Source organism: Brevibacillus sp. JB24b (assembly GCF_051713385.1).
Lineage (GTDB): Bacteria > Bacillota > Bacilli > Brevibacillales > Brevibacillaceae > Brevibacillus_B > Brevibacillus_B laterosporus.
On sequence record NZ_JBNVQV010000001.1, the window covers coordinates 2,278,995 to 2,296,753 of the forward strand.

Sequence of the window (17,759 nt, forward strand, 5' to 3'; positions counted from 1 at the left end):
CCAGGCCTTTGATTTGTTCTATAACTTAAAAGCTTTCATTAATAACGACTTCACTAAGAGGCAAGCGACCAGTAGGATGGGCAGGAGTGCTGGCTTTTCCCAGTGTAAGCATCATGACCGGGTAATAGCGCTCTGGAATGTTGCATTCTTTCACAATACCATCACGATCAATTCCACCCATTGGGCATGTATCATAGCCTTTTGCTTTTGCTGCAAGCATTAATTGCATGGAAGCAAGAGAGGCATTCAAAATAGCTTCCTTCATACCAATCTCAGCGTTGCTTGCATAAGCGCCTTCTACTTGGTTAACCATGATATCAAACACTTGTTGGTTGATTAAACCATCCTGTAGAGCTTTTCCGTAGATATCGCGAACAGCTAGATCTGCTTTAACATCACCTAGAACGATAATGACCGCAGAAGCATCTACTACTTGTTGTTGATTATAAGCAAGTGGGAGCAACTTTTCTTTTCTCTCTTGATTTGTAACCACTAGGAAACGCCAATGTTGCAGGTTCCAAGAGGAAGGAGCGGATGCAGCTAGTTCCAGAATTTCATTAAGCTCGGAACGGGGAATTTCCACACCAGTTTCGTATTTGCGAACACTATGACGTGCTTTCATTACCTCAACAAGTGTTTCAAATGTTGCAGTATTCATAGGAAAATCTCTCCAATCATTAAATAAAGTAGGATAACTGTAACATAAATCGAAGTTACTTACAATAATATAGTGTGCTTCGGATGTTTTTTGATTGTTTATTCATCTACTGGTTATATTGTAACCGTAAAGTATATAAAGTAAATGTTACGATATGACTCAATCAATTAAAAAGCTTTCAATAATTATTTTGTGCTAAGAAATAATAATAGGAAAAAAGTCCTGTTTATCATATAGGTAGATGAAAAATCAGTAAGACAAAAGTTAGATTTTTTAAAAATAGAATAACAAAGTGTGATTTGTAACGTCTAGTAATTAGGGGAACAGGCAAGTGATTGGTGACAAGTATTTACATGATGTATAGCTTAGATTCGGGTAGGATGGATAATGCTTATATGTACTCAAAGAAAAGAAGAAACATTGCTCTAAATTGAGGGGAGATTGAGGTGAACGTTTGTTGACAAAGAAAAAATGGATACAGGCGCTTTCTGGTATGCTTCTACTTACATGTTTAGCCCCGTCTCATCATGTAAAAGGGGTAGATCAACAGCAAGGCTTACACGCAACCTATACAGAACAGCGTACGAATCAGTATAATTTACAGAAAAAACAAATAATGTTCCCCAACCAAGATCGTTATTGGATCGAACGAATACAATCTAAACCAGGCGCAAAGCAAACCAAGCAAAAGATTTCCTTGTTTATTCCCGGAACGCGCGGAGAATTCCGCTATCTTGCAAGCAATGGGGCCGTACCCAAATGGACGAAAACAGCTTTACAGGGAAACTTACCTGTACATACCGGGTATATTATGACAGATCAGTATTCAATCATTTTAAGTAAACCGCACATTTATATACCTAGGACACATAATTCCATCGAGGTTGTACCTAAAAATATGAATCAAATTAAGATAATTGCGAAAAAGACATATGGCGGTTACAACGTGAGTATTGAAATGCCTGTTGAATCTCATATGTATGGAGAAGTTTGGGCATTGGAATCTTTTCAACCATTAATTGACTGGAATACACCAAATATGGAGCTAATCTGGCGAAGTATTGATTTTGAAGACCGTCTACGCTGGAGCTGGGATGGTTTTTATGACCGGACACCAACTACATATGTTCCAACAGGACCCAATTATTTCTGGCGTAATCCAGATAACTATTTTGCTACCTCTTTTGTGATTACGGAAGGAAGTAGGGCAGCACAGGATCTTGGCTGGATGATGCTCCACACAATTTTGCCAAATCAAAATGCTAAGGGGTACTGGCCGACAGCTCCTAAATCAACATGGTTATGGGATGATTACCAAATCGATGCCGGATTTTATGACACACGATTTAATACTGATATTGCATTTTTATTACTAAAAGCGTACCAGTCTTATCATGATGAACGCTTTTTACAAGCAAGTATGCGGTATGCAGAGTTTTTCTTACAGCATAGTAAGCAAAATCATTTCCAGATTGAGCGAGATGGTCAAGTAGGCATATTGGTAAGTGATTATTCTCATGAAAAGCCACATCAAATAACTCATACCTCCTTGAACCATCAATTACAAGAGATAAATTATTTGTATGAGCTATATATCCAGACTAAAGATGATCGCTTCAAAGAACTTGCAGAGAAAATGCTATGGGGGATTAAACTGACGAGGGATGCTTGGGTCATGCCAGATTCTAACTTACATTATGCGTATATGCCAGATGGTACGATGGGGCTCAAAGATTACCCATACTTAACGTATAATGACCTAGTTGTCGTTCAAAGGGTTCTTCTAATTATACAAGGTTGGGAAGATCCAGATTTAGCTTATCTGATGCAGATGAAAAAACAATGGATGGATGCAAATAATGTAACAGGCTATAGAAAATAATAAGCATCTGTAAGGTAAGCGTAGGAATCATGAATAGCGTTGTGAGAAGCGGAATGAAAACTGAAAAATATGGTGCGAAGCAAGGGCGTAGGCTCTTGCTTTTTTTTTGTATTTTTTTGTTCTAACAAATAAAAGACGAAATGCTTATTTGGGGATGATGACCAAATGAGGAGCACTTCGTCAGTGTTTCGTGTGTTTGTTCATTTTTTCCTCCATCTATCATGGGCAGCTAGTTCATTTTTTAGAGAATAGAGTTTTGTTACTTATTAAGCATATTGCCAAAGGAGGCTGGGTGAGAAAAATGGGTTTGAGTGAATTTTTCTTTTTTGCATCTGCAGGATGTAGGTATCGAGAGTTTGACTTAGGTGAATAACCGAGTGATCTAAAAAGCTACCCTTTTCTGAAACTAGTTGAACCAACTCATTTTTTAATTGATTAATTACTTTTTGTAGCTCGATTTCATCCTCTACAGGTTCAGGGATATCTGTCCGAATTTTTAGCTGTTTTGGTTCCATCAAATTTTTTCTCCTCTCATCTTTTTCTTACTCTTACTATATCTAGCGTATCAAAGGAAAATGGCTTATTCGGTAATTAGAAACGTTTTACAGCCTTCGACAGTCATCGTCTGGTTTCTTTCAGACATAATTCTACAGATGTTCATTGTTAATATTATTATTTCAAATAACATTTATTTAAGATAAAAAAGTTAAAAAATGAAAACTTGATACGATTTAGTTTGCAATCCGAAAGTACCCAATTTTATCTGATTATTACACAGGTAAACCAGAATGTGGCTCCTGGTTACCCTTGCTTTCCCATGTAGCTCTAGTTAATTGGTGTTAATATTCTAAAAAAGTAAATAAAAAAACAGGCCCTTTTTTTTACAATATGAAGAGAAGACCGAAAGTCCGAAATGAGAAAATGTCGAGAGTATAGGTAATTCTGCTTTTTTCTACTTCGTTTTCAGCTTATAAAGTAAGAATGTCGGAAAAATATGTTGTTATCCTGTCAAAGTTTTACGAATTACTTACGAATTACTTACGAATGTATTTTTTGGGATGTTTGTAGAGGTAGATAGCGGGGGCAGACACATCGGATTTCCTATTATATGGAAAATGAAAGTGCCATACAATAATAAGAGTAAGGGCGGTCTGTACCTTTCCTTTGGTGCTAATATTGGTGTTTCATTATATGGATTTATTTATATTTACTAGCATGTAATTTTATGGTAACGTTAGTTTGCAAATAGAAATTGAAGTAAAAATTAACATTTTATCAATCAGGATAAAATAAGTATGAACCAAGGTTTCATGAAAATTGTGGCTGTTACACTCATTTGCATTAGAGTGAATAGTATTTAGATTTGAAAGCAGGTGATCCTCATGATTTATAAACATTTGAAGCAACTAATTGAACACAACCCTCGGTTAACAGCCATTATTAAAGAAACGGAAGAAATTCCTTATCAGGCTGTAGTAAGTGAAGCGGATCATTTGATGCAAATTTTTCAAAAGTTTGGCTTACATGCAGAAACGCCTTTAGCAATTGTTCTTCAAAAAAGTGAGGTTATTTGGGCCGCGATAGTAGCTGCAAGCCATCTAAATATTTCCGTCATGTTAGTTGATCCTCTATTGAAAGAAGAGGAAATGCAAAAGATCATGACGATGTATAAGACTCAGTATGTATTACGTGAAATAAATAGTAAGTCAATAGATTCGCTTGAATACAAGGAATGGTACGAGCTTTCCTGCTTTGAGCATGTCTTCTCGATAGGAAATATAGGAAAGTATGCGACGTGTTGGAGCGAATATCTAAAACCAACAACAAATCAAAGTAATCTTGTGTTTTTAACATCGGGTTCAACTAAGCTACCGTCTGCAGTGGTTAAACCAATGGAGAGCCTTATGTCTGATGGGAAACGGATAGGTCAAACCCTTGGGATTGTCCCTGAAGATCGTATCTTATGCGCAGCACCCACATATCATATTTATGGCACAATTTGTGGGTGTTTTGTTCCTTTCTTATGTGGGGCATCTGTATCTTTTACTGGGGCATATGTTTTGCCGTCTAGTTTGGAAAAGAAAATATACAAGCAAGCTTGTAACATACTAATGGCTGTTCCAGCCCACTATAAAATGCTGGTTGAACATGTTGATAAGCCACTTGATCAAATTAGGATTGCTTTATCAGCAACTTCACCATTATCAGATGAGCTGCTTTTATCCTGTAAGAAAAAATTGAATCTATTCATTCAAAACATATACGGGTCCTCAGAAGCAGGTGTCGTGTCCATTCAACAAAATCGTTTCTCTTCTAGAGAGTCTACTAGCGTAGGCACTCCTATTGATGGAGTACAGGTAAAGCTTGATGATACAAACCCATTTGAATTTGATGGAAAAACAGTCTATGAACTACTCATAAAAAGCGAGTCACTTGCTAAAGGGTACTTACGCAAGGGAGATTCGGATGAAAGTGGATATGTAGTGCAAGATGGGTGGTGGCGAACCGGAGATTTGGCCTATCTAAGTGAAGAGGGTGAGCTACATATAGTTGGTCGTCTAAATATTACGATAAATGTGAATGGTAAAAAAGTTAATCCGTATGAAATTGAGGAAGTGCTTAGTCAGCACCCAGCAATAGCAGATGCAGTAGTGGTTGGCGAACATGATCCTATCCGTGGGGAAATGGCGGTAGCCTATGTAGTAGCTAAAAATCAGATTACGGAAGTAGAGCTACTAGAATATTGTCGTGAAAAACTATCTGATTTCAAAGTGCCAAGAAGAATCGAATTTAGAGAGGATTTACCTAAAACGGCGGCGGGTAAGGTACGTCGAAAAGAAGTGAGATAGCTTAATCAAAGAAGGGGAGAACAAGATGGGAACTACAAATTCAGCAGACTACGGACTAGTTATTAAAAATGATCTGGCGGAAATTATAAAATCACATTATGGTCAAGAGATTGATCCTAATAGTATTCCAGACGATTTAGATATTATCAAACAATATAATTTAGACTCCATTGTTATTATGGAGTTGTTGGTACAAATTGAAAAACGATTTGATATTCAGATAGCAGATGAAGAGCTTAGCTCAGAATTAGTACGGACAATTCATAAGGTAGTGGCTTATATTCAGTCCAAAAAAAGATAAAGAGGAGTCCTTGAACATGTGCGGGATAACAGGCTGGATCGATTGGGAACATAACTTGTTGAATCAAAAACCTATTTTACAGCGGATGTCTGATTCTATTCGTCATCGAGGACCGGATGCTGAAGGATATTGGATTACGGAGCACGTAGCTTTGGCGCACCGACGTTTAATTGTTATTGACCCTGAAGGTGGTGTTCAACCCTTTATCTATCACGAGTCTGATCGATTATATGCCATGACTTATAATGGAGAAATTTATAATTATCTTGAACTACGTCGTGAATTAATAGAACGAGGCCATCAATTTAAAACAAATTCTGACACGGAAGTATTACTTCACGCTTATATGGAATGGTCAGAAGACTGTGTTAAGCATCTGAATGGTATTTTTGCCTTTGCGATTTGGGACCGAATGAAGCAAAGTTTGTTTTTAGCACGAGATCATTTAGGGGTTAAGCCTTTATTTTATTATCAACAAGGAAGTTCGATTTTGTTTGGCTCGGAAATAAAGGCAATCCTTGCTCACCCAGATGTGAAACGGGAAGTTGATTTTCAAGGATTATCCGAACTAATTGCTCTTGGAGGAATACGTACGCCGGGCAATGGGATTTTCACAAATATTTTTGAAGTAAAGCCAGCTCATTCGATACTGTTTACAAAAGAAAGAACAAGAGAGACCCGCTATTGGCAGCTCCAGAGTAGATCACATACTGAAACGGCTGAAGAAACGGCTGAACATATTACGCACTTGTTAGAAGATACAGTAAAACGCCAATTAATTGCTGATGTTCCGGTTGTATCCATGCTATCGGGTGGTTTGGATTCAAGCGGTTTAGTTTCGATTGCAGGGCGTCAATTTTTTGATAAAGGTCAACAGTTGTCTACATACTCCGTCGACTTTGTAGGGAGTGATCAAGATTTTGTAGCAGATGGAGCTCGTCCTAGTTTAGATGCACCGTATGCAAAAATGCTGTCTGAGCATGTGGGAACGAAGCACCATGTTATAACACTTACCTCTGAACAGCTGCTTGAAAATTTACTTATTCCAATGCGTATGCGTGATTTACCTGGGTATGGCGATATGGAAACATCCTTACATTTATTGTGTAAAGAGATGAAGCAGGATGCTACGGTAGCTATTTCAGGTGAATCAGCAGACGAAATATTTAGTGGATATCCATGGTTTCACCAAGAAGAGTATTTGGATTCTAGTAGATATCCATGGCTGATTAACACATGGGATAAATTTGCTTCTTTATTACAGCAGGATGTAATAGAAAGCATTCAACCAAACGATTATGCGGCAATGAGATATGCTGAAGCAACAAGGGAAGTACCTTTGCTTGAAAATGAAACGATGACACAGATGCGTCAACGTAGAATGTCTTATTTATTCATCACTCGATTTTTAATCGGTTTATTGGAGCGTAAGGATCGCGCAAGTATGTATGCAGGCTTTGAAGTACGTGTTCCATTTTGTGATTATCGATTAGTGGAGTATGCATTTAATATCCCATTTGAGATGAAGACCATTGGGAATATCGAAAAAGGTATACTGCGTCAAGCCTTCCAAGGTTATATACCAGAAGAAGTACGACTTCGTAGAAAGAGTGCTTATCCATCTACACAAGACCCAGTCTATTTCGCAGGTGTTCAGTCTATCTTTCAAGAGATGATGTCTAATTCAAATGCACCAATTCATGATTTACTGGATAAAAAGAAATTGATGCATGTTGTAGATGGCAGTTCCTCACTCCTTCAAGGAAAAATGCACTCTAGTCAAGGCTTGTTACTTAAGCTAATGGAGTACTTTATACAGGTAAATATGTGGCTAAGCGAATATAGAATTACGGTAAAATCCACTAACAGGAATCTACACGGCTTTATGTAATATAGGAGAAGCCAGCATACATTGTGCAGATAAAACGAATCACGATTACATTCTACTCAGAGGTGTTTCCAGGTGAATCCATCGATTGTATTTATGTATTCAGGTCAGGGATCACAGTATTATCAGATGGGAAGGGCCTTATTTGAGCAAAATAACATTTTTAGATCATACATGTATGAAATAGATGCAAAAGTCCGCGAATTGATCGGAGTATCTGTACGCAGTGAGTTGTATGAGATCAATAAAAAAATGACAGAGCCTTTTACTCGTACGCTTTATACTCATGTTTCTATTTTTATGGTGGAATACGCCATGACAATGGTTTTATTAGAAAATGGCATAGTTCCAGGCGCTGTTATTGGTGTTAGTCTGGGGGAATTTGCAGCAGCTGTAACAGCAGGTGTATGTAGTGTTGATACTGCACTCCAATCCGTTGTGAAACAAGCCCAATTAGTAGAGAGTCGGTGTGAAGAAGGCGGTATGTTGGCTATGCTACATCATCCATCCCTATTCTCGTCTGATCCGGTTCTAAATGAAAATAGCGAGTTGGTCTCTATTCATAGCGAAAATCATTTTATTGTATCAGGTAAAAAAGAACATATGGCTATGGTTGAACAGCATGCAAAGAAAAAAGGAATCATGTGTAGTAAATTACCTGTTACTCAAGGATTCCATTCTTCTAGCATTGATCCTGCATCAGATGAATACGTTGCTTTTTTACAAAAGCAACTTTTTCTTGATCCTAAAATAACGTATATATCAAGTGTGTACGGAAAACCGCTTAGAGAATGGAATACAGATTATTTTTGGAAGGTTATTCGAAAGCCAATTCAATTTACTGAGGGGATCGCCTTCTTACAAGAGGAGGGTAACGATCGGATTTATTTGGATGTCGGTCCTTCAGGAACGCTTTTTACTATGTGTAAATCAATGTCTATTTTAAGAAAGAATCAAATCGTGCTGCCGATTCTTACTCCATATAAAACAGATATACAAAATTTGGATTACATCCTACGCAATTATGCTCAAAAAAGTGCAACTACAGTGAAAAAGGAGAATAAAAGTATGCTTGCTTTTGTATTTCCTGGACAAGGATCGCAAAAAGAAGGAATGGGAGGAGACTTGTTTGATCAGTATCCTGATATCACGAGTCAAGCAGATTCGGTTTTAGGATATTCCATTAAAGAATTGTGTCTAGAAGATCCATTAGGGAGATTACAACAGACCGAGTACACACAGCCTGCCTTATATACGGTAAATGCGCTGATGTATTTGGATACCATTAACGAAACCGGAAGAAAACCAGATATTCTGGCTGGGCACAGCTTAGGTGAATATAATGCATTGTTTGCAGCAGGAGCTTTTGACTTTGTGACTGGATTAAAACTGGTAAAAAAAAGGGGAGAATTAATGAGTCGAGCTGTTGGAGGGGGGATGGCAGCAGTTATAGGAATAGTTGAGGATAAGATGAAGCAGATCTTACTTCAAAATCAATTAGACAGAATCGATATTGCTAATTTGAATTCCCCTAAGCAGTTGGTTATTTCAGGATTACAATCGGATATAGCTCGGGCCAAGCTAGTATTTGAGGCGATTGAAGGTATCACTTATATTCCGTTACGTGTAAGTGGAGCCTTTCATTCGAGACATATGTTGGAGGCAAGAGAGCAGTTTGAGATTTATATCAATTCTTTCGTGCTTTCTGAATGTACCATCCCTGTTTTGTCTAACGTCCATGCGAGATTATATCAAAAAAACGATATGAAAATGAATTTGATTAGACAAATAACAGAGTCAGTTCGTTGGTGTGAGACAGTTCAAGTGCTGATGGGATTTGAAGGAATAGAAGTCAAAGAAATTGGACCGGGAAAAGTGTTAACTGGGCTGATGAGGAAAATAACAGCAGAAGCAACCCCAATCTACTTGCCTACTGAAGCAAAATATGAGTTTGCAATTCCTACTATATCTCAGCCTATGTCTCAGCAATTCAATAGGGATGAAAACAGAAGAGAGGGCGTAGAAGAAATTGAAGAAAAACCTTTCGTTCAACAACCCGAAGCTAGTGTGATTACAACTGTTGGATGCAAGCAATTTATGCAAGATTATCAATTGCAGTATCCCTATCTTGCTGGTGGTATGTATAAGGGCATCGCATCTAAAGAATTAGTTGTAAAGCTGGGCAAGGCTGGCATGATGGGTTTTTTAGGTACTGGAGACTTACATCTTTCTCAAATCGAGAACTCGATTCAATACATTCAAAAAGAACTACATGCCGGACAAGCGTATGGGATGAACCTCCTACATACTCCCGATAAACAAGAAAGAGAAGATCAACTGGTCGATTTATATATTCAATATGGGATTAAAGCAGTAGAAGTATCTGCTTACATGAGTATAACATCGGCATTAATTAAATATCGTGCGCATGGAGTAAAAAAGCTACCTGATGGAACCGTATCGAGTACGAATCGAATCATTGGCAAGGTATCAAGACCTGAAATGGCTGAACAATTTTTACGTCCGGCACCAGAGTACTTAGTCGAGAAAATGGTGAGAGAAAATAAAATTACCAGAGACCAAGCTCATATGCTTAGTACAATTCCTATGGCAGATGACTTGTGTATAGTAGCTGATTCAGGCGGACCTACAGATGGGGTAGCATCTTATGTTTTATTGCCAGCCATGATACTGCTACGTGATGAGATGATGCGAAAATATAAATACCCTAAGAAGGTTAGGATTGGAGCAGCTGGAGGAATTGGGACTCCTGAGGCAGCAGCGGCAGCTTTTATGTTAGGAGCAGATTTTATACTAACAGGTTCTATTAATCAATGTACAGTGGAAGCAGGCACAAGTGATGCAGTTAAAGACTTGTTACAACAGGTGCAAATTCAAGATACCGCATATGCGCCAGCAGGAGATCGATTTGAAATAGGAGCTAAGGTTCAAGTGTTAAAAAGAGGTGTGTTCTTCCCTGCTAGGGCGAATAAGCTGTTTGAATTGTATTCTCAATATAATTCACTGGAAGAGATCAATGAAAAAGATAAAAAACTCATCCAGGTAAAATACTTTAAACGCAGTTTTGAGGAAGTTTATGAGAAATGTAAACAGAATGCCTCACAGGTAGAAATAGATAAGGCAGAAAAAAATCAGAAGTATAAAATGGCTTTGATTTTTAAATGGTACCTAGCTCACTCTATAAATTTAGCAATAGACGGTATTCCAGAACAACAAGTAGATTATCAAATTTACTGTGGCCCTGCGTTAGGGGCGTTTAATCGTTGGGTAAGAGGAACAAGCTTGGAAAGCTGGAAAAATCGTCATGTAGATGAAATCGGTGTAAAGCTAATGGAAGAAACTATAAAAATTTTAGATGCAAAATTACGAAGTTTTGTTATGAGATAGTCGGAAAGGAAAATTCGTTACTGAAACGAGGTATATTTCATGTTATCCATCTTACATCATTATTCTCATGGGTATTTGGCAATTCCAGTGCTTTTATCGTGCAAAAAACGAGGTTTATTTGATCTTTTACAACAAAATCAATCTACTCCGTTTAGTCAAATTGTACATGAGCTACATGCTAATAGTGGTCACTTGCGCAGTGCTCTTCATATGTTAGAGTCCCTACAAATCTTATGTCGAGACAGTGAGGATGGGTATGCGTTACTGACAGGATGGAATGTGGTAGAAAAAATACCGGAAGAAGTCGTTGAGCTATTCGATTTTCAGATGAAGGAATACTTTAAAAAATCCCAGAGAAAATATCGTCTGCAAAAGTGGATTGAGCTGTCTGCTAAACAATGGAATATTGACAATGTGATGTATTCGCAGTTTCTGGATGGGATGGTAATGATTCCTTTGCTGTTCTCATTAAATGAACAAGGATTCATTTTGCAGTATCCTTCTCAACAAAACGAATTACTGTTCCATAATCTATCTGGTGTCGCTAAGCAAGAAATTACGCAGCTATTCCTGCAAAAAAATTGGTTGGATCAAACAAAAAAGATTGGCACCTTAACAGAAACCGGCATGTATATGTTAGATGGAATTTTGAATACGGCAGCTATTTATTCCTATCATCCAATATTAAAAAATATAGATGGGCTACTTTTTGGTGATTGCCAAGCTGTTCTTACTAGAGACAGTCAAGAGTATGGAGCATATATGGATCGTATGCTACAGGGGCTAAAATACGGATTTCATCAGGAAGAATATGTAAGAGATATGGAGCAAATAGTAATTTCTATTTTTGACAGAGAACCGCTTGAGGAGCAGCCGAAGTATATAGCAAATATGGGATGTGGCAATGGAGCGCTTTTAAAAAAAATATACGAGATTATTAAAATGAAGTCACTGCGAGGTAAGAGAATTGATCAATATCCCTTGACGTTAATCGGAATTGACAACAAGGAAGAATCTCTTATAGAAACCGCTACAACCCTAAAGGATATCAAACATGTTTTGCTGAAAGGAACGATCGGGAATCCTAATGAGCTTATAACTACTATTAGAGAAGGCGGAGTTCCTGATACAGAAAATATTTTATATGTGCGGTCATTTCTTGATCATGATCGACCTTTCATCGTACCAGAGGATATTGATGAAACGAATTGTAATTCTTTCATCCCTACAAAAACGGCCTTTGTAGATGAAACTGGACGCGAATGTTCTTCTAAATTAGTGAAAAAGAAACTGATTGAACACTTACAACTCTGGTCACATCTAGTAAATAAACATGGTTTCATCCTTTTAGAAGCGCACTGCTTGGAGCCGAAGACGATTAGTCAGCATATTGATAAATGTGAGAGCTTTCATTTTGATACGATTCATAGATTCTCGCAAAAGTTATTAGTAGAAGCAGATACTTTTATTTTAGCTGCCGCAGAGATAGGATTATTTCCTCATAAACAATATTTTCGTAAATATCCAAAAGCTATGCCGTTTTCACGAATCACGTTAAATTATTTTGAGCAGAGAGATTACAAGATCAGATTGGCACACGAGCATGATATTTCGGTGTTAAGACAACTTGAGTTGCAATGTTGGGGGGAGGATCTCGCTGCTCCAGCTGAAAAAATTTTGCACAGAATAAAGAAATATCCAGAAGGGCAACTAGTCCTTGAGGTAGATAATAGAGTAGTAGGTGTTATTTATTCACAAAAAATTAGAGATATTAAGGATATAAAGACATCTCAAAGCAATACTGTTGAACAGTTTCACCATCCAGAAGGGACTCTTATTCAATTGTTAGCTATCAATATCTTGCCTGAAATGCAGGATCGCAAGCTGGGAGATCAGCTTTTGGAATTTATGCTACAGCGTTGCAGTTTGATAAGCGAGGTCAGGTCTGTCATTGGTATTACAAAATGTAAGGATTATCAGCGGTATTCAACGATAGATAAGGACAAATATATCACCCTTCGTAATAAAAATAATAAATTAGTCGACAAAACGTTGCGATTTCACGAAATGCATGGAGCAAAGATTAAAGAATTAATTCCGAATTATCGTCCATTAGATGTTGCAAATCTTGGCTATGGAGTACTTGTTGAATACGATATTTTAAATCGAGGCTATTGTGAGTCTCTTGATAAAGTACGTAATCAGGAATGTCTTGAAAAAAAATGCATTTCGATTCAAACGGGGAACAGTGATCTTTCAAAGGCTATTACAGATTTTGTGTTAGATAGTATAGGTTCTCTTTTGGATAAAGAGAGGAAGGATGTTCTAGCTTATGTAGATCGTCCACTAATGGAGCTTGGCTTGGATTCAGGTGATTTACTAGAATTAAACGATCAGTTAGGTACAAGGTTTCAAATCGAACTTAAAACAACGTTCTTTTTTACATACAATACCGCTAGAAAAATTATTTCGTATCTCATAGAGAGTTTGGATGAAGTAGAACAAGTGTCTGTAGCAGAAGAATCTGTCTCAGAAAATGAAATAGTTGCAAGGACTAATCCTTATGTACAAAAGGATGACATTGCAATTATCGGTGCTTCCTGTCGTCTTCCAGGAGGGGTGAGCAATCTCGAAGAATTATGGGAATTGTTAATTAACAATCGCAATGCTATTAGACCGATGCCTGAACATAGATGGGATTGGCCCGATACAATTCATCCTGATTCGGAACATAAAGGGATAGATCAAGGTGGATTCCTAGATAATATTGCTGAATTTGATCCATTGTTTTTTAGAATTTCCCCTACGGAGGCAGAGATTTTAGACCCTCAGCAACGCTTGCTCATGGAGTTAAGCTGGGAGTGTATAGAAGGAGCTAATTATTCTGCTACCGCCATTTCAGGTAGTAATACAGGTGTATTTATTGGTGCGAGTGGCTCCGATTATAGTAAACTCTTGGATCGTTACAGTGATGATGTTCAAGCTAAGTATGGAATAGGTACATCCATGGCGATTCTCCCTAATCGGATCTCATATTTTTATAACCTTCATGGTCCTAGTATTCAAATAGATACGGCTTGCTCAAGTTCTTTGGTTGCCGTTCATCAAGCTGTAAAATCTCTGCAAGCAGGAGAGTGTGAGCAGGCTTTAGTAGGCGGAGTTCATCTAATGTGTCATCCTGCTAACAGCATTGCATACTATAAAGCCGGAATGCTATCCAGAGATGGGAAATGTAAAACGTTTGATAAAGATGCCAATGGATATGTTCGTGGAGAAGGTGGAGTTGTATTACTGTTAAAACCTGTGAAACAGGCAAAGCTCGATGGCGATTCTATCATGGCTGTCATTAAAGGAACCGCTACTAATCATGGAGGGCAGGCAAACGGTTTAACTGTGCCGAATCCAGCGAAGCAAGCTACTTTAATCAAGGAGGCCTTCCGTTCAGCTGATATTGCACCCGAGTCAGTAGGTTATATGGAAGCCCATGGTACAGGTACTTCATTAGGTGACCCTATTGAGTTTGCAGCCCTGAAAGATGCGTTTTTAGAGCTTTCACAACAAAATGACAATAAATGGGAACCGTATTGTGGGTTAGGCTCTATTAAAACAAATATCGGACACTTGGAAGCTGCCGCAGGCTTGGCAGGCTTGGCTAAGGTTTTAGTAAGTTTACGTCATCGTATGATACCAGCATCCTTGCATTTTCAGGTATTAAACTCGCACATATCTATTGAGAATTCTCCATTTTATATCGTAAACAGTAATCAAGAGTGGATGCCACCTCATAGAGGGGGCTTACGCAGAGCGGGAGTTAGCAGTTTTGGTTCAGGTGGTTCAAATGCTCATATTGTGATTGAGGAATATCCCTCTACTAATAAGATAGATACAAAAAGGGACACCAGTAGTAGCAATCCTGTCATGATCGTGTTGTCGGCAAAGAACGATGAACGCTTAGAGGAGCATGTGAGACAATTATTACAAACAATCAAAAAGCAAAACCTGACAGATTTTCATCTGAAAGATATGGCTTATACCCTACATGTAGGTAGAGAGTCGATGGAAGAGAGATTTGCTACCGTCATCAGTCATATTGAAGAATTAGAAAAATCATTACTTGATTATCTCGATAATAAAGGGACTCTGAAAAACAATTATCAAGGAAATGTGAATAAGAATAACTCGATTTCTAGTTTATCGATTGGACATGAAGAAAAGAATGAGATGGTCAATCACTTTATTCATAATAATGATTTGCATCAACTTGCTTATTTATGGGTTTCGGGGCTAGATATCGATTGGCAAGAGCTGTACAGATCTGAGACAGATAATCGAAGAATTTCACTTCCAACCTATCCGTTTGCAAGAGAACATTATTGGCTATCAGAGATAGAATCCCGCACCCTCACCAGTAAGCCAAAGAAAATAACTTCAGGTACACAAAATGTGATTCATCCGCTATTACAGCAAAATACATCATATTTATCGACGACTCGATTTAGTTCCACTTTTACAGGCAAAGAGTTTTTTCTAAAAGATCATGTAGTGAATGGCTGTAAAGTTCTACCAGGTGTTGCTCATCTGGAAATGGCGCGTAAGGCTATGGAGCAAGTGCTGGAAGATAGGGGGGGTGATCACGGGGTTTTTCAGCTTCATAACGTAATTTGGAAGAAGCCCATCCTCCTAGAGGAACAATCAAAAAAAGTGCATATACGAGTTTTTTCAGGAAATCATGATGAGATCAACTATGAGATTTACAGTGAGGAAATTCCAGGAAGCGGCAACCCTATTGTGTATAGTCAAGGCGTAGCAGTACGTTGGGAAGAAAAGAAAACATTACCCTTGGATGTCCCCACTTTACTATCCGAATGTAATCAACGTGTCCTGACAGGTAGAGAATGTTATCAAGCTTTTCATAAAGTGGGGATTGCTTATGGGAAAAGTCATCAGGGAATACAAAGTGTGCATGTAGGGAAGGATCAGGTACTGGCAGAGCTAGTCTTACCTTCTTACTTAGAGGATACTCAAGAACAATATGTCCTACATCCTAGTCTAATGGATGCTGCTTTGCAAGCATCGCTTGTATTTCAGATGCAATTGAATAATACCTTCAACAGGTCTGTAAAGCCATCGTTACCTTTTGCTTTGGAGACGATGGAGATTATTCGACCGTATACACCCAAAATGTGGGCTCATGTACGTCATAGTGAAGATTATATCAGCGGGAATGAGACTCAGAAGTATGATATTGACCTTTGTGACGACAGGGGTACAGTTTGTGTACGAATGTCTGGATTTTCGTCTAGGGTATTAGAGGGGGATATTTCGACTGATTTCTCTATGGATTCTACGTCGAGAGAAGCTATAATCACACCTCCATTTGAACCCATGCTGGTATCCCCTATTTGGGAAGTAATTCCTCATGAAACAGGACAAAGGATTCCTTCAATTGATGACAACCTCGTCATAGTTGGAGGCAATGAAACAAATTGGAGTGAAATCCGAAAACAGTACCCCCATGCTCGTGTGCTACCTATTCATAGTGGGAATACGGTCGAGGAAATCATCCGAGAATTGAGACAGCATGCCCCAATCGACCATATTTTATGGATCGCACCAGAGGAGCACAATTCATCGATAACAGACGATGCCATTATCGAGGGGCAAGAAGCAGGTGTGATCTATCTATTTAAAATCATCAAAAGTCTGCTCGCTCTTGGATACGATAGCAGACCAATAGGCTGGACTGTCATTACCATACAAGCTCAGCCCATTCATAAATACGATGAAGTAAATCCGACCCATGCCAGTATTCATGGATTAATGGGGACGTTGGCAAAGGAATATAGTCATTGGAAAATCCGAGTCATCGATCTGGAGTCAGCAGCTACCTGGCCTATGCCGGAGCTATTCACCCTACCAAGTCATGTAGAAGGAAACGCTTACGTCTATCGAGAACAGCAATGGCATCATCAAGAGCTGGTTCCTGTACGTTATAACAAGCAGGATGAGACGCTGTATAAGAACGGTGGCGTGTATGTGGTGATTGGCGGAGCTGGGGGAATTGGCGAAGTATGGAGTGAATATGTGATTCGAATGTACGAAGCCAAGGTGATTTGGATCGGAAGAAGAGAAAAAGATGCCAATATTCAAGCAAAAATAGATCGACTAGCATCGATAGGCCCCACACCGAGCTATATCGTGGCAGATGCAACAGATCAAGAAGAGCTGTACCGAGCCTACGAAGAAATCAAACAGCAATATGGTCACATACATGGCATCGTACATTCTGCCATCGTTTTGCTGGATAAAAGTCTAGCTAATATGGATGAGGAAAGATTCCGGGCGGGACTCCGTGTCAAGGTAGATGTGAGTGTGAATATAGCAGAAGTATTTGAGCAGGAGCCGCTTGATTTTGTTTTATTTTTCTCCTCGATGAATTCGTTTGTAAAAGCAGCGGGACAAAGCAACTATGTAGCAGGATGTACGTTTAAAGATGCTTTTGCAAGCCAGCTCGCTCTGGAGTGGCCGTGTGCCGTGAAAGTTATGAACTGGGGGTACTGGGGAACGGTAGGTACAGTGGCATCCGAAGAATATCAAAGACGGATGCATAATAGAGGAGTTGGTTCGATTGAACCTCCAGAGGCAATGGAAGCATTAGAAGCTCTCTTGATCGGACCGATGAACCAATTAGCGTTCGCAAAAATGACTACATCCTCTGCTTGGGTTAATGTCAATCGGAGAAAATGTATTACCATTTATCAATAAAAAAATTC

At 38.6% G+C, this 17,759-nt stretch carries 8 protein-coding genes; 6 read left to right on the plus strand and 2 right to left on the minus strand.

All coding sequences use genetic code 11. From position 1 onward, the window contains the following. Positions 1-25: 25 nt before the first annotated feature. Positions 26-658 carry a nitroreductase family protein gene (locus tag ACQV1I_RS11265; RefSeq protein WP_116334402.1) on the minus strand — a complete coding sequence of 211 codons (633 nt, stop codon included), beginning with the start codon at positions 656-658 and terminating at the stop codon, positions 26-28. Positions 659-1,115: 457 nt separating this feature from the next. Between ACQV1I_RS11265 and ACQV1I_RS11270 the strand changes: the two genes are divergently transcribed. Then, a complete protein-coding gene (locus ACQV1I_RS11270) occupies positions 1,116-2,540 on the plus strand; it encodes a D-glucuronyl C5-epimerase family protein (RefSeq protein WP_236645821.1) in 1,425 nt (474 codons plus the stop codon). A 266-nt stretch (positions 2,541-2,806) separates the two neighbouring features. Here the strand turns inward: ACQV1I_RS11270 and ACQV1I_RS11275 are convergent, their stop codons facing one another. After that, positions 2,807-3,055 (minus strand): aspartyl-phosphate phosphatase Spo0E family protein, encoded by a 249-nt coding sequence (locus tag ACQV1I_RS11275; protein ID WP_018673989.1) that lies wholly within the window; start codon positions 3,053-3,055, stop codon positions 2,807-2,809. An 867-nt stretch (positions 3,056-3,922) separates the two neighbouring features. On the opposite strand from ACQV1I_RS11275, the gene ACQV1I_RS11280 reads away from it, so the two are divergent. From ACQV1I_RS11280 to ACQV1I_RS11300, 5 genes are all read left to right on the plus strand, one after another. Further along, a complete protein-coding gene (locus ACQV1I_RS11280) occupies positions 3,923-5,389 on the plus strand; it encodes a class I adenylate-forming enzyme family protein (protein ID WP_116334400.1) in 1,467 nt (488 codons plus the stop codon). 25 nt (positions 5,390-5,414) lie between these two features. Continuing rightward, positions 5,415-5,690 (plus strand): acyl carrier protein, encoded by a 276-nt coding sequence (locus ACQV1I_RS11285; protein ID WP_018673987.1) that lies wholly within the window; start codon positions 5,415-5,417, stop codon positions 5,688-5,690. 16 nt (positions 5,691-5,706) lie between these two features. Continuing rightward, positions 5,707-7,581: an asparagine synthase (glutamine-hydrolyzing) gene (asnB, locus tag ACQV1I_RS11290; RefSeq protein ID WP_116334399.1), complete on the plus strand. Its 1,875-nt coding sequence runs from the start codon at positions 5,707-5,709 to the stop codon at positions 7,579-7,581. 72 nt (positions 7,582-7,653) lie between these two features. Beyond that, positions 7,654-10,986 (plus strand): ACP S-malonyltransferase, encoded by a 3,333-nt coding sequence (gene fabD, locus ACQV1I_RS11295; RefSeq protein WP_116334398.1) that lies wholly within the window; start codon positions 7,654-7,656, stop codon positions 10,984-10,986. 39 nt (positions 10,987-11,025) lie between these two features. Then, on the plus strand, positions 11,026-17,751 hold the full coding sequence (locus tag ACQV1I_RS11300; protein ID WP_438769208.1) for an SDR family NAD(P)-dependent oxidoreductase: 6,726 nt from the start codon (positions 11,026-11,028) through the stop codon (positions 17,749-17,751). Positions 17,752-17,759 lie beyond the last annotated feature (8 nt).